The sequence below is a fragment of the Ellagibacter sp. genome (genome assembly GCF_048412355.1).
GTDB lineage: Bacteria > Actinomycetota > Coriobacteriia > Coriobacteriales > Eggerthellaceae > Ellagibacter.
The window spans coordinates 1-13,622 of sequence record NZ_DBFSAP010000035.1 but is presented as its reverse complement, the minus strand read 5'-3'; the positions used below and the strand labels follow the sequence as shown (position 1 = coordinate 13,622).

Here is a 13,622-nt window from a genome sequence, read left to right as displayed (position 1 = left end):
GATCAATGCGTTCGAAAGCTTGGTGAGATTGAATCCCGATGGGGTCTTCTTCACGTTCGTCGCTCGCGACGGCTCGGAGCATTCGTGTACCTATCGCCAGGCCAGGCTCACGGCGGCGGCAATCGCCCGTCGTCTGCGGAGCAAGGGGGTCGGGCGCGGCGACTGCGTCTCGGTCGACCTTCCGAACTGTCCGGAGTTCATCTTTCTCGCCCTGGCCGCGGGGTACGGGGCGTTCTCGCTCGTCGTGCTGAACAATCGCCTCACATCGGCGGAGAAGCTTTCGCGCTTGTTCGATCTGGAAAGCTCGGGCATTCGCGTGGCGTGTCGCATCGACGAAGCGCGGGCGGAAACGCTTATGGACCACGTGGCGGACGACCTTGCGGGGGTGTCGCGGCTCCAAAGCGGCAAGCGCGTCATCATGAGCGCCGAGCGCGATGCAGTTTTCGAGGCCACCCATTTTGCGGAAAGGGAATCGCACCTGTTCAGCGACAAGGAGCGGGCGCTCGTCCTCTTCACGTCGGGCACGACGGGCAAGCCGAAGGCGGTGCCGTCGACCTGGCGTATGCTCACGGCCGCCGCTGAGTCGTCCAACGCGGTGCTCTCGGTGCGGGGCCGCGGCATGTGGCAGGTGGCGCTTCCCCTGTACCATATTGGGGGCTTCGAGCAGGTGGTGCGCAGTATCACGAACCGCACGCCGTTTCGCCTCTACGCGCGCTTCGACGCGGCGCGAATCCTGAAGGACGCCGCGCGCGTCGGCTTCACCCATATCTCCGTGGTCGATAAGATGCTGCAGGACCTGCTCGCCGTCGAGGGGGGCGGCCCCGCACTGGCCGCGTATCGCTGCATCCTGCTTGGCGGCGGCGCGCTCAATCCCGCCACCATCGCCCGCGCGCACGAGGCGGGAATTCGCCTGTACGCGAGCTACGGGATGACCGAAACGTGCAGCCAGGTTGCAAACAGCCTGATAGACGAGTCGTTCACGGGCGGCATGGAACTTCTGCCCGGCTATCAGGCACGCATCGTCGAGCCCGATGGGCGCGGTTTCGGCCGCCTGGCGGTGCGCGGGCCGGGTGTGCTGTCGAACTACCTGAACGCGCGCGCTGCCTTCACCGCGGACGGCTTCTTCCTCACCGGCGATGTGGCGGCTCTCCACGAGGGCAAGATTTACGTGAAGGAGCGCACCACCGACATGTTCGTCTCGGGTGGGGAAAACGTCTATCCCGCAGAGATTGCCGACAAGCTCATGGCGATTCCCGGCGTAGCGGACGCCTACGTGTTTGGTGCCCCCGACCCCGTGTGGGGACGGCGTCCCGTGGCGTTCATCGAGCGCACGAGCGAGACGCCCGAACGTGGTAGTCGTGACCAGGCTTTCGACAGGTTTTCCCCGGTGAAGACGGCGCGCTTCGGTCGCGAGGTGATGAAACCGCAGGTAAGACGGCATGTTCCGAAGCCGCTCGCCCCCTCCCGCCCAAGCGATCGCGAGTTCGTCGCCTCCGTTCACGGCCAGCTCGAAGGCGTGCTCTCGAAGCTCTACCGCCCCAAGCAGATCTTCGTCATGGAAAGCCTGCCGCGGCAGGGCATCGGCAAGATCGATCGCGCTGCCATCGAGCGGATCTACTCGGAATGCCTCGACGTGCGCCGCGTGATTCTGCATCGCGTGCGCATCCCCTTCAAGAAGCCGTTCGTGACGGCGAAGGCGACGCTTGAGTTCCGCGAGTCGGTGATCGTGGAGGTCATCGATGCGAAAGGGCGCGTTGGCTTGGGCGAATGCGTCGCGTTTTCCTCCGACTGGTATCTTCCGGAAACGATCGAACAGGATGTTGAGGTGCTGCGCGGCACGCTTGCGCCGAAGGTGATCGGCGAGGTTTTCCTCCACCCGCGGGAAGTCTCTGCTGCCTTTGCCTCTATCCCCGGGATGGAGCGCTTCCCGCTCGCTTGCGGCGCGATCGAACCCGCGCTGTGGGACCTTTACGGCAAGATCGTGGGGAAACCCCTCGGGCGTTTGCTTAACGAGGAATACGATGTGATTGAGCGCGCGGCTCATCGCGGACGTGCGAATGGCGAGGTGAGAGGTTCGTTCGAGAAGACGCGCGAGGCTGCCGTCTCGGCGGGCGCTGTGGTCGGTATGGGCAGCGTGGAGGAAACGCTCGATTCCGTCTCGCGCTGCGTAGAGGCGGGCTATTGCCGCGTGAAGCTCAAGGTTGCGCCTGGTAGCTTGGGTGTTGTCCGCATGATTCGCCAAAAGTACCCGCATCTATTCATCACGCTCGATGCGAACCAGAGCTTCACGGACCGCTCGATCGCCGAGCTCCGTGCGCTCGATCCGCTCAACGTCGCGTGGATTGAGGAGCCTATCGATTTGACGCCGTGCGGTGGGTCGACCGCCCGGGCATTCGCGCGGCTGGCGGCGCTGCAGAGGACCATCGCCACGCCCATCTGCCTGGACGAGTCGTTCGTGAACGAGCGCGAGGCGTACCAGGCGCTTTCGTATCCTGAGCTGCGGTGTTTTGCGGTGAAGGTCGCGAAATTCGGGGGCGTGGAGGCTGCGCTCAAATTCATCTTCGCGGCACGTTCGCGCGGGCGCGAGGTGTGGATGGGCGGCATGTACGACACGGGAATCTCAAAGCGCATGCACGCGGCGTTCCAAACGCTCGACGAGGTGGTGATGCCAGGCGACATCGGGTCGACCTCGCGCTACTTCGACGTCGATGTGACCATGCCTCCCTATACTGCCGAGCGTGGGAAAGTGACGCTGAACCGGGCAGGACACGAGTTTGGCCTGGGGTGCAGCCTGTGCCCCAAGGCGATTTCGAGCGCGCAGACCGACCGCATCGTGATCGAGTAGCGCCGGCAGGGCGTGGCTGTGGCGTGCTTTGCAGCCCGCGCATCTTCTCGCTCGCAGCCCGCGCCTCCCACCTCGACCCGCGTTCCGTCGTCGTACGCTCACCGTCGCAGCCCGTGCCCCTTCGCGCTCGTTCACCGTCCCATCTGGTCAACTTGGTGAACAAAATGGCAACAAACGCACTCTCGGATGCGGAATATGCCATACTTCAAGGTTAAAAACGTCGCTTGAAAAAAACAAAACGCGCCTTAAGGAGGCCCGCATACCCGATGTCCATAGCTGTCAGCCTGATTCTTGTCGTCTTCTTCCTTTTGATGAACGCGTTTTTCGTTATCGCGGAATTCGCCATGGTGCGCGTGCGCAAGTCGCAGATCGAACTTGCCTACGATGAGGGCAAGCGTGGCGCGAAGAACGCGAAGACCATCACCGAGAACGTCAACGCGTACCTGTCTGCCTGCCAGCTTGGAATTACGCTTGCTTCGCTTGCACTCGGCTGGTTGGGCGAGCCCGCTATCTCGGCGCTCATTCGCCCGCTGTTCGTTCTGCTCGGCCTGCCCGATGCTGTCATCTCGGTAATTGCGGTCGCAATCGGATATTTCCTCATGACGACGTTGCACGTGGTCGTGGGCGAGCTTATCCCCAAATCGTTCGCCATCTTCGCGACGGAACGCTACGCGCTTATGACGGCGACCCCGCTTCTGTGGTTCTACCGCATCACCTATCCGATTATGCTTATGTTCAATGGCATCACCAACGGCGTCGTGCGGCTGACCGGGCACGATCCGGCCAACGAACACGATGTGTACACAGGTGAAGAGATCAAGCTGCTCATCGACGAGTCCACGGAAAGCGGGCTTATCGAGCCTGAGCAAAACGAGTACGTCGACAACATCTTCGATTTGGGCGACAAGGACGCCGAGGCAATCATGACGCCGCGTATCGAGCTGACCTGCCTCGATATGGAGGACTCGCTTCAAGAGAACCGAGAGCTTGCCGAACGCTACAAGTACACGCGCTACCCGGTGTGCCAGGGGAGCAAAGACCACCTGGTCGGGTTCGTGCACGTGAAGGACCTGTTCATGATGGATGCCGACGCTTCGATGGAAGATCTGCCCATCCGCGAGTTGTACGCAGTGCCCGAGAGCATTCCCATCGCGAAGCTCTTGCAGCTGCTGCAGCGCCGCCATACCAAGATTGCCGTGGTTGTGGACGAGCACGGTGGCACGGCGGGCATCGTCACGATGAGCGACATCATGGAGCAGATCGTGGGGCGCGTCGACGACGAGTACAGCCACGGTTTGGCCGACGAGATCGTGAAGAAAGGCGACGGTCGCTACCTGATCGACGGCTCGCTTTCCATCGATGACCTGGAGGATCTGCTCGGCTTCCTTCCTGAGGAAGCGAACGAATGCGAAACGGCGGCAGGTATTTTGCTCGCCGCGTTCGACCGCATCCCCGAGGAGGGAGACACGGTGACGTTTACGGGGCGCGACGCGAAGGCGACGTTCACGGTGGTCGACATGGACCGTCACCGCGTCGATAAGATTCTCGTGCGCGTGGAGCAGATTCCCCGCGAGGATGCCGAGGAATAGGTTGCGAATTGACGGCGGTGAGACATTTCCGCCGCCGCTTTTGTATGCGAGCGAGGATGCGCTGACGCGGCCCTCAAAAGGTTCCTAGCGAATGTCCATCCCGATGAATCGCTCGGCGTTATGCCAGGTCATCTTCTCGAAATCAGCCTTGGGGAAGTCGAGTGACTCGAACATCTCGAGCTCTTGCGCGGGGTCCCACATGGGGAAGTCCGACCCGAACAGGATGCGGTCGGCGCCGTAGATTTCGCAGAGCTCCCGCGTGCGGCGACGCCCCAGAAACTTCTGCGAGCTCGACATGTCGAGGAAGCAGTTTTCGTTTTCCAAATACTCGACGGCCAGGTCGAACACCGACCAGCCGCCGAAGTGCGCCGCGTCAACGACGAGGTTCGGGAACTCGTGCAGGATGCGCTTCATTCGGCGCGGGTGCGAGAAATCGGTTCGGTAGTCGCCGCAGTGCATGACGAGCGGCATGCGGCCCTCGATCAGCTCGTAGATGCGCATGAGCCGATCGTCGTCCATGTTCACCTTTTGCGTGTCGGGATGGAGCTTCATCCCTCGAAGTCCCAGGCCAATCGCACGTTCGATTTCGGCCTCCGGGTTGGGGTAGTCCTGGTGCATTGCCATGAAGCCGACGAAGTTGGGATGTTTTTCGCATTCTGCCGCGATGAAGTCGTTGATGGACTCGACGTTGGAGGGTTTCGTCGCAACCGAATAGATGATGTGATGCGTGATGGGCGAGCCCTCCGCAGCGGTGAGCATTGCGGGGATGGACCCCTCCTTGAACATGGGGTACTGGTAGAAGTCGCCCACGCTTTCAGCGGCGCGGAGCGCGATTTTCTCGGGATATACGTGGACGTGAGCATCGACGACGGTCATGGGGCGGAATCTTCTTTCTAGCTTCTTCTCTGGGTGCTTGTTTGATTGTCCAACTTCTGGGTGCTTCTGTCTTCGGTTGTTTTTGCGGAAGCAAGGCGTTCGGCGGCTTCGTGGGCCCGTGCGGCAGCGGCGGCGGCCCGAGCGGATGCGGCAGCGGCTTTGGCAGATGCTGCGACCTGGGCTTTCTCTGCGGCTTCGTGCGCTCGCGCGGCTGCCTCGTGGGCGCGGGCTGCAGTGCCTGCTGCCTTTGCCGCCGCAGCGTCGCTAGCGGCTTCGGCGGCGGCACCCGCGGCGCTGCGAGCGGAGGAGGCGGTCTTGGCTGCGAACTTGCCGGCGTCGATCGCGTGGGCGGCCACGTCGGCGGCTGCGTAGGCGGCGCTGTCCGCGGCGCTCGCTACGGCAAGGGCCGCGTCCGAGACAGCAGAACTTGCCGCCTGCGGAGCGCAAGCGGGCGCTTTCTCAGCTTCTACCTGGGAATTCTCTGCACCCTTTGCGCTTAAGATGAGCATCTGCAAGCGGTTCTCGATGTTCGCGAAACTGACGTCGGGGTCGTAATCGAGCGGCAAGATGTTCGCCTGGGGGTAGAGCTCCTTCAGGCGTTTGGCGATGCCGCGCCCGACGACGTGATTCGGTAAGCACCCGAACGGTTGCAGAATCAAAAACGACGTGCAGCCGTGGGCGGCGTGGTGCAAGATCTCGCCGGGGATGAGCACGCCTTCGCCCGCGTCGAACGTGTGGTGGATGATGGGATCGCTCGCGCGTACCAGATCGGGCATGCGACAGGGTGGCTCGTAGAGCGGGTGCGCGCACGCGATGCTGTCGCACACGTTGTGGGCCACGTCGAACACATTGTCGGCGACCGCGTGCCATGCCTTCTCCTTGAGGGGGCGCGTGACGCGGTACTCCTTTTCCTGTGCATGCTGGTAGAAGTACGTCTTCCTGATGACGTCGGTCATGCGAGCCTCGATGACCTCGAGTCCGTTGTGCTCCAGGTACAGCTCGACGTCGTGGTTGGCGCCAGGGTGGAAGTTCAGCAGATACTCGCCAACGATGAGCACCTGCGGCTTGCGGTGGGTGCGGTCGTAAGGAACCTTCTTTATCACATCGATGGCCTGGGAAAATCCACGTTTAAGGGAGCGAAGCGACTTGCCGCGCAAACCCTCCATCAGCAAATCGAGCGCCTCGTCGAAGGCGCGGTCGGCAGCTCCCGGCTCGGTCTCGTAGGGGCGCATCTTGCGCAGCAGCTCCTCGAGCGCATCGATCATCGGCAGCGTGAAGGCGACTTTCAATGCCGAGCTCACGTTCATCTTGAACCCAGGGTGCACGTTGTGGAAGTCGACGTCGTCGTTCGTGATGATAGGGACTTGCGGATAACCGGCGTCGTCGAGCGCCTTGCGCAGGAGCGCCTCGTAGTGCGTGAGGCGGCAGTCGCCAATGTACTTGCCGGTGCCGACAGCGACCTTGTCGGGGTCGTACTTCCCACTGCGAAGCGCGGCGAGTGCTTCGCCGATGACGATTTGCGCGGGGAAGCAGATGTCGTTGTGCACGTATTGTTTACCCAGGCGGATGGCCTCCTCACGCCCGATTTCAAGCGGGATGGTTCGCAGCCCCTGGCTCTCGAAGGCGACCGCCATCAGACGGCAGAACGCATGCGAGGTGTTCGGGATGAGCACCACCTTGTCCTGACGGTCGGCTTTCGTGAACTTCTGCGGATAGGGATCGGGCAGCTCGCGAGCGCGCTTTCTCGTTTGTGGAGCGGGGGTCGCGGTAGCTTGCGTGGTTGTCGGGGCGCTCGCGGAGGGGGTGACGGGGGCGTCGCTCGATGAGACTTCCGCGGCAGCAGCCATGGAGGTCGCGGGCGGCGCGGCAACATCCCGATCGCTCGCCTTCTCGTTCTCGGCCTTTTTCCTGCGCAGGCGGATTGTCTCGATGAACGAACGCACGCGGATGCGCAGCGGCCCTTGGATGTCGCTCTCATCGACCTTCAGGATGAGGGGCGCTTTGGGCCCGGCGAGATGCATGAGGCGGATGATCTCGTCGGAGAGGTAGGCGTCGTGGCCGCAGCCGAAGCTCACGAGCTGGACGTATTCCAGATTCGGGCTTCCCGCAGCGATCACAGCGGAGCCCAGCATGCGCGCGTGGAAGTTGTTCACCACGTCGAGGCGGCTTCTCGAAAGGTCGACCTCGTTCACGTGGGGCACAGCATCGGCGCAGATCACGGGGATGCCAAGCTCGGTGAAGGCGCGCGGCAGCTCGTGGTTGACCAAGTCGTCGTTCTGATACGGCCTGCTTGCGAGCACGACGGCGAAGGAGCCTTCGCGTTCCACCTGGTCGCAAATGCGCTCGCCTTCCCGCGCAAGCTCGGCCTTGAATGTTTTCTGCGCAGCGTCGGCCGCATCGATTGCCTGACGTATGCTTGCGGTGTCGAGGGAGAACTCGCGTGTGAGGTACTCGGTGAGCTGGCGGTCGCGGTCTTTCTGCGAGAGCCAGTGGAACAGCGGCGCGTCGAAGGGGATGCCGAAGCGCTTCTCGGGGTTGTCCGAATTGCGCATGACGATGGGGTAGCCCTTCACCACCGCGCACATCGACTGGCTCGTTTTCGAGGTGTTTTCCGAGGTCACCGTTGTGACTGAGGGCATGAAGATGCGGTCGACCCCCTGGTCGGCCAAATCGCGCACGTGCCCGTGGACAAGTTTAGCGGGGAAGCACACGGTGTCTGAGGACACGGCCGAGAGCCCGCGCTCGTACATGGCGCGCGTGCTCGGGCGCGACAGTTTCACCGTGAAGCCGAGCGAGCGGAACAGCGTCGTCCAGAAGGGGGCGTATTCCCACATCGAGAGGACGCGGGGCATGCCGATGACGGTGTCTTGCGGCGCAGGGCCGGGCGCGCAGGGCCAGTCGCGGAAGAGGAGCTTCTCGCGGACGTCGAACAGGTTCGGCACGCTGTCGACGGCGGCGGCGATGCGTTTAACCTGTTCGCGGATGGATTTATCCTTCGGGTCGCCCACCACCTCGCCGCGCGGGCAGCGGTTGCCTGTCACCCATGAGTCGCCGTTCGCGAAGGTGATGCGCGTGCGGTTGCAGTGGTTCGCGCAGAAGGGGCAGATGAGGTTAGACTCCTGCGTATACGAGAAGGCGTCGAGCGCATCGAGGGAGAAGGCGCTCGCGCGTGCGGGCTCGCGCCCCTCGCTGATTGCGTTCTCGTTGGTCGCGTTCGCGTTCTTCAAGCTTGCCGCGACCTCGCTCCCCTCGCGGCGGGCACCTTCCAGATGCTCCTGCGTGAGCAGCGCGATGCCGATAGCACCCATGAGCCCCGGGTAGGGCGCGCGCGTGACCTCGCGCCCGATGTGCTGCTCGAGCGCGCGCAGCACGGCGTCGTTTAAGAACGTGCCGCCCTGCACGACGACCTTCTTGCCGAGGCTTTCGAGATTCGATACGCGGATGACCTTGGTGAACGCGTTCTCGATGATCGAGCGGCACAGGCCTGCCATGATGTCGGCGGGCGTTTTCCCGCAGCGCTGTTCGGACACGATGCTGCTCGTCATGAACACGGTGCAGCGGCTGCCGAGCACGGCGGGGTTTGTCGAGGAGAATGCGGCCTGCGCGATGCCTTCCACGGGGATGTTAAGTGAGGACGCGAAGTTTTCAAGAAACGATCCGCAGCCCGATGAGCAGGCCTCGTTTACGACGATGTCGGTGATGATGCCGCCATCGAGCCAAAGGGCCTTCATGTCCTGCCCGCCGATGTCCAAAACGAAGCTCGCGTCGGGCACGCACGCTTCCGCCGCGCGGGCATGCGCCACGGTCTCGACCGTGTGGTAATCGGCGCCGAAGGCTTTCGCGAACATGAGCTCGCCGTAGCCAGTGGTTCCCACGCCCAGGATGTCGAGCGTGGCACCCGCTGCGCGATAGCGGTCGCGCAGTGCGATGAGCGCCGCACGTGCGACGTCGAGAGGCTCGCCCTCGTTGGGAGCGTAAAACGAGTCGACAAGCTTCCCATCGGGGGAAACGAGTGCGAATTTGGTAGTGGTGGAGCCTGAATCGATACCCAGGTAGGCGCGCACCGTCGAACCAGGGGCTGGGTCGGGTGGCGTTTGCGGGGCGAGTGCATGCGAGGCTTCCCACGCGGTGCGCTCTTCGGGCGATGCGAAATAAGCCGTTCCGCGCGTGCTGGGGGCGGGGCTCGCCGCGGCCTTGTCGAGAGCGTCGGCGGCATCGAGGAGGTTTGCGACGAGGCAGTTCTCGTTATCCGCGAACAGCTCGTCGGCTGCGAGGGCAGCACCCAAGGCGACGATGGTCTCCGGGTTTTGGGGAATCACGATGTCGTCGTCGGCAAGCTCCAGGCGCTCGGCGAACACGCGCACGAGCGTTGGGTTGAAGGTTAGCGGGCCGCCTTCGAAGATGACGGGCGGATGGATGTCGAGGCCCTGCGCCAAGCCGCCGATCGTCTGCTTCGCGATGGCATGAAACGACGACAGTGCCAGGTCCTCCTTCGAAACTCCCTGGTTGAGCAGGGGCTGGATGTCGGTCTTCGCGTAAACGCCGCAGCGGCCCGATACCTGGTGGACCGATTGCCCGCGCGCGGCGAGCTCGTCGAACTGCTCGACAGGCACTTTCAGAAGCGCGGCCATCTCGTCGATGAAGGCGCCCGTGCCGCCGGCGCACGAGCCGTTCATGCGCATGTCGGCCACGGTGGTGGCACCCGATTTCTCGTCGCGCTCGAAGAACACCATCTTCGCATCCTGGCCGCCGAGCTCGATCGCGCAGCACACGTTCTCGTGGTCGCGGCGCACGGCGAGCGAGTTCGCCACGACTTCCTGCACGAAGGGCACGCCGAGGGCGTCGGCGATGGTAGTGCCGCCTGACCCGCATGCTACCAGGCGAAACGAGCACCCGGGGAATTCTTTTGCCATCGTGCGCAGGAGGGTGGCGACCGTTTCCACCTGATGCGCGTTGTGGCGCACGTAGCGCGAGAAGAGCACGCGCTGCGCGAGCGGGTCGAACACCACGGCTTTCGCAGTGGTGGATCCGACGTCGATTCCCAAATGGTAAGTGCTAGCTATCATTGATTCCCACGTTTCACAAGGTCGGCGTAGAGCGACATGGTTTGGAAGCGTTCGCTCATAAACTCGTCGCTGTAGTTCTCTGCAAAGTATGACTGAAGCGGCGTCTCGATGGGGTTGCCATTTTGCCGTTCGTACCAGTAATTGAAGCTGAGGATGGTCATTACGATGTTCGCGATCATGTACGCGCAGAGGATGGCCGTGAGTGGCTTGCGGACGCTTTTCGGGATGTCCTCGATGATGCGCAGCATGGGCGGCAGGCCGATCCGCATCCAGGCGAGGCCAGCGAACCCCCAGACGATCGCGATGCCGAGGCAGGTGTGTCCTCCCAGGTTAAAGGGCTGGTCGGCGTAGCTCCACGCGACGATTCCGAAGAACGTCTCCCAAAACCAGCCTGCGATGAACTCGAAGCCCGCGCCGACGAAGCCCGCACAGATTCCCATGGCGAGCGCGCTTTTATCGCGCAGGTTCCACAGCGCCATGGTGATGAGCATGCCGCCGACACCGTAGATCGGGGAAAACGGGCCCCAGACCAGGCCCGCGCGATCTTTCCAGATGCCGTCGATGGGGTAGCTCACGATGGTCTCGACGACGAGTCCGATGACGCTGCAGATGACGAAGATCCAGAAGAGGTGGAAGAAGGTGAGCTTTTCGGGGAGGGGCTTGGCGCGGCGTACCATGCGATGGGAGGGAAGCGCGTGGACGTGTGGACGCGCGGAACCGTCCGTATTGCGATGGTTCGCATCGGCCATTCGCCCCTGCTCCTTTCCCCAGATAGATGACTTGCTCGCATTATTCCGTAGAGACACTATTATATGCTCCCCACTTGTGGCGAAACGAAATAATTCGAGAAAGGTTGCGGAAGGGTTGCCGAGAGTTGCATGTGGTGGTTTTGTGACGCGAGATTTAATTCTTGCCTTGTGTGACCCACAAGGGTAATATTCTTTCTTGTAGCTTTTCCCACTGCGGAAAGCGCCTAACATACATTGCGGGGTGGAGCAGTCTGGTCAGCTCGTCGGGCTCATAACCCGAAGGTCGGTGGTTCAAATCCGCCCCCCGCGACCATGAATTATCAGGTCGGAAGCATAAAAGCTTCCGACCTTTTTGTTTGTCTAGGGACGCTCGACGAGCCGACTCAAGGCGAACGCTACTCTAAAGGAAGGCCGCCCGCTGCCTGAATGCCGGGAACAGCCGGGATGGTGGCGAATCCGGCCTCAAGCTCTTCGTCGGTCGGGATGTGGTCCTCCATCTTTCCGCTGATGAAGGCGTCATAAGCCATCATGTCGAAATAACCCGTTCCCGTAAGGCCGAACAGGATCGTCTTCGCTTCGCCCGTTTCCTTGCATTTCAGAGCCTCGTCGATGGCCACCTTGATGGCATGCGAACTCTCCGGTGCGGGCAGGATGGTTTCGAGTTTCGCGAACTGCACGCCCGCCTGGAAGACCTCCGTCTGCTTGACGCTAACCGCACGCGCGTAGCCGTCGTGCACCAGCTTGGAAACAATGGGGCTCATGCCGTGATAGCGCAGGCCGCCGGCATGATCGGCCGAGGGGATGAACCCGTTGCCGAGCGTGTACATCTTGCACAGCGGGCACGTTTGACCGGTGTCCGCGAAGTCGTAGGCGTAGCGACCGCGCGTCATGGACGGGCAGCTTGCAGGCTCAACGCAGATGAAATCGGTGTCGGGCTTCGTGCCGTCGAGCTTGTCTTTCATGAAGGCGCCCATCAAACCGCCCACATTGCTTCCGCCGCCTGCGCAGCCAATGACGACATCGGGATATTCGCCCAGTTCTTCCAAAGCTGCCTTCGATTCCAAACCGATGATCGACTGATGAAGCACCACCTGGTTCAAAACACTGCCAAGCTGATAGCGGCCGCGGTTCTCGGGCACATGAAGTGCCTTTTCAACCGCCTCGGAAATCGCGGCTCCAAGGGAGCCCGTGCATGTCGGATCATCGGCGAGCATCTTGCGCCCGATCTTGGTCGTGTCGGAAGGAGACGGAGTGACATTGGCGCCGAAAGTCTGCATGATGTTGCGGCGAAACGGCTTCTGCTCGTATGAGCACTTGACCATGAATACCTCGCAGTCAAGTCCGAAGTGCGCGGCGGCCTCGGAAAGAGCGGTACCCCACTGACCGGCTCCCGTCTCGGTTGTGATGGTGCTCAGCCCCTGTTGAGCCCCGTAATACGCCTGAGCGAGGGCGGAATTGAGTTTATGCGAGCCCGAGGTGTTGTTGCCTTCGAACTTGTAGAAGATTTTGGCGGGCGTCCCCAAAGCACGTTCCAGGTTGTAAGCGCGACACAGCGGAGACGGGCGATACACCTTGTACATCTCTCGTATACCTTCGGGGATGTCTATATAGCGCGTGTCGTCGTCAAGCTCCTGGCGCACCAGCTCGTCGCAGAACACGGGGCGGATGTCCTCGAACGTGGCCGCCTTTCCGTTCGGAAGACGCATAGGTTCGGGCTTTTCGGGCATGTCGGCGCGAACATTGTAGTACTGAGTCGGAATCTGGTCTTCCCTTAGGTATAAGCGATAGGGCTCGTTCCTTTCTTTGCCCGCTTCGGGCGTGAAACCCAAATCAGTCGCCGCCGAAACAGCGTCTTCGATAGGGGTGTCGATGTTCTTCTGGTCGTTCATGGTCTCGTCCTTTCGAGATACGTGCGGGCTGCCCCGCGGGATACGGTCGGGCGCCGGCTTGGCCTTTGCCAGCGCTCAGCGATGGATTCGCATGTCCGCATCTCCAAGAACGAAAAAGCCCGTCCTTGACGAAGCGAAACATGCTTCTCAAGGACGGGCTTTCAAAACGATTCGATGATCAGAAATCAGAAAACTCGCGGTGCCACCTTGATTCACCCTTGCGGGCGCACTTTTTGGATGCCATCACATCCGTGGACTCTGACGCGGTCCTTGCGTCGCAGCTTATTAACTGCGCCCTCAGCGGCCCATTGTGGCGACTTGCTACTGCCGGATCTCAGCACCCCGAACTCTCTGTAAGCGCTTTTGTCGCTTTTACTCCCGCTTCAACGGTTTAGGTGTCTTTGGTTGTCAACCTGGGCGCATTCTAAACCGAACGAAACAAGCGCGTCAAGCGGGTTTTCAAACTCGTGCGAGTTAAGTTTTGCGGGAAAAGCCGACCGGAAGCCTTGCCGGTGCGACGGGGATCGGGGCGCCGTCGGCGCTGCGGATGACCGCATTCTAGCACGACCTGGCGCGGAAGCGCGCGTTGGACCTCATCGCCCAGGTGG

6 protein-coding genes and 1 tRNA gene are annotated in these 13,622 nt (G+C 62.0%); 3 read left to right on the top strand and 4 right to left on the bottom strand.

Annotation, left to right across the window (positions count from 1 at the left end; genetic code table 11):
- Positions 1-22 precede the first annotated feature (22 nt).
- Positions 23-2,845 carry an AMP-binding protein gene (locus tag ACMRQN_RS04335; protein WP_418733982.1) on the top strand — a complete coding sequence of 941 codons (2,823 nt, stop codon included), beginning with the start codon at positions 23-25 and terminating at the stop codon, positions 2,843-2,845.
- A gap of 266 nt (positions 2,846-3,111) precedes the next feature.
- The gene (locus ACMRQN_RS04330) at positions 3,112-4,434 is read left to right on the top strand and encodes a hemolysin family protein (RefSeq protein WP_418733966.1); all 1,323 of its coding nucleotides are present in this window, start codon (positions 3,112-3,114) and stop codon (positions 4,432-4,434) included.
- 84 nt (positions 4,435-4,518) lie between these two features.
- Here the strand turns inward: ACMRQN_RS04330 and ACMRQN_RS04325 are convergent, their stop codons facing one another.
- Genes ACMRQN_RS04325 through ACMRQN_RS04315 form a run of 3 tightly spaced genes read right to left on the bottom strand, consistent with a single transcriptional unit; the run spans position 4,519 to position 11,125 of the window.
- Positions 4,519-5,310 (bottom strand): amidohydrolase family protein, encoded by a 792-nt coding sequence (locus ACMRQN_RS04325; RefSeq protein WP_418733965.1) that lies wholly within the window; start codon positions 5,308-5,310, stop codon positions 4,519-4,521.
- A 17-nt stretch (positions 5,311-5,327) separates the two neighbouring features.
- Positions 5,328-10,376 (bottom strand): acyl-CoA dehydratase activase, encoded by a 5,049-nt coding sequence (locus tag ACMRQN_RS04320; RefSeq protein ID WP_418733964.1) that lies wholly within the window; start codon positions 10,374-10,376, stop codon positions 5,328-5,330.
- On the bottom strand, positions 10,373-11,125 hold the full coding sequence (locus ACMRQN_RS04315) for a putative ABC transporter permease (RefSeq protein WP_418733963.1): 753 nt from the start codon (positions 11,123-11,125) through the stop codon (positions 10,373-10,375). Before ACMRQN_RS04315 ends, ACMRQN_RS04320 begins: the two co-directional genes overlap by 4 nt.
- A 235-nt stretch (positions 11,126-11,360) precedes the next feature.
- Between ACMRQN_RS04315 and ACMRQN_RS04310 the strand changes: the two genes are divergently transcribed.
- Positions 11,361-11,438 (top strand) — tRNA-Met (locus ACMRQN_RS04310).
- A gap of 82 nt (positions 11,439-11,520) precedes the next feature.
- On the opposite strand, the gene ACMRQN_RS04305 is transcribed toward ACMRQN_RS04310, so the two are convergent.
- A complete protein-coding gene (locus ACMRQN_RS04305) occupies positions 11,521-13,014 on the bottom strand; it encodes a TrpB-like pyridoxal phosphate-dependent enzyme (protein WP_418733962.1) in 1,494 nt (497 codons plus the stop codon).
- Between the last annotated feature and the right edge of the window lie 608 nt (positions 13,015-13,622).

Coding starts and splice junctions, on each gene's coding strand:
- ACMRQN_RS04330 (WP_418733966.1), top strand. CDS start 3,112: ATGTCCATAGCTGTCAGCCTGATTCTTGTCGTCTTCTTCCTTTTGATG.
- ACMRQN_RS04325 (WP_418733965.1), bottom strand. CDS start 5,310: ATGACCGTCGTCGATGCTCACGTCCACGTATATCCCGAGAAAATCGCG.
- ACMRQN_RS04320 (WP_418733964.1), bottom strand. CDS start 10,376: ATGATAGCTAGCACTTACCATTTGGGAATCGACGTCGGATCCACCACT.
- ACMRQN_RS04315 (WP_418733963.1), bottom strand. CDS start 11,125: ATGGCCGATGCGAACCATCGCAATACGGACGGTTCCGCGCGTCCACAC.
- ACMRQN_RS04305 (WP_418733962.1), bottom strand. CDS start 13,014: ATGAACGACCAGAAGAACATCGACACCCCTATCGAAGACGCTGTTTCG.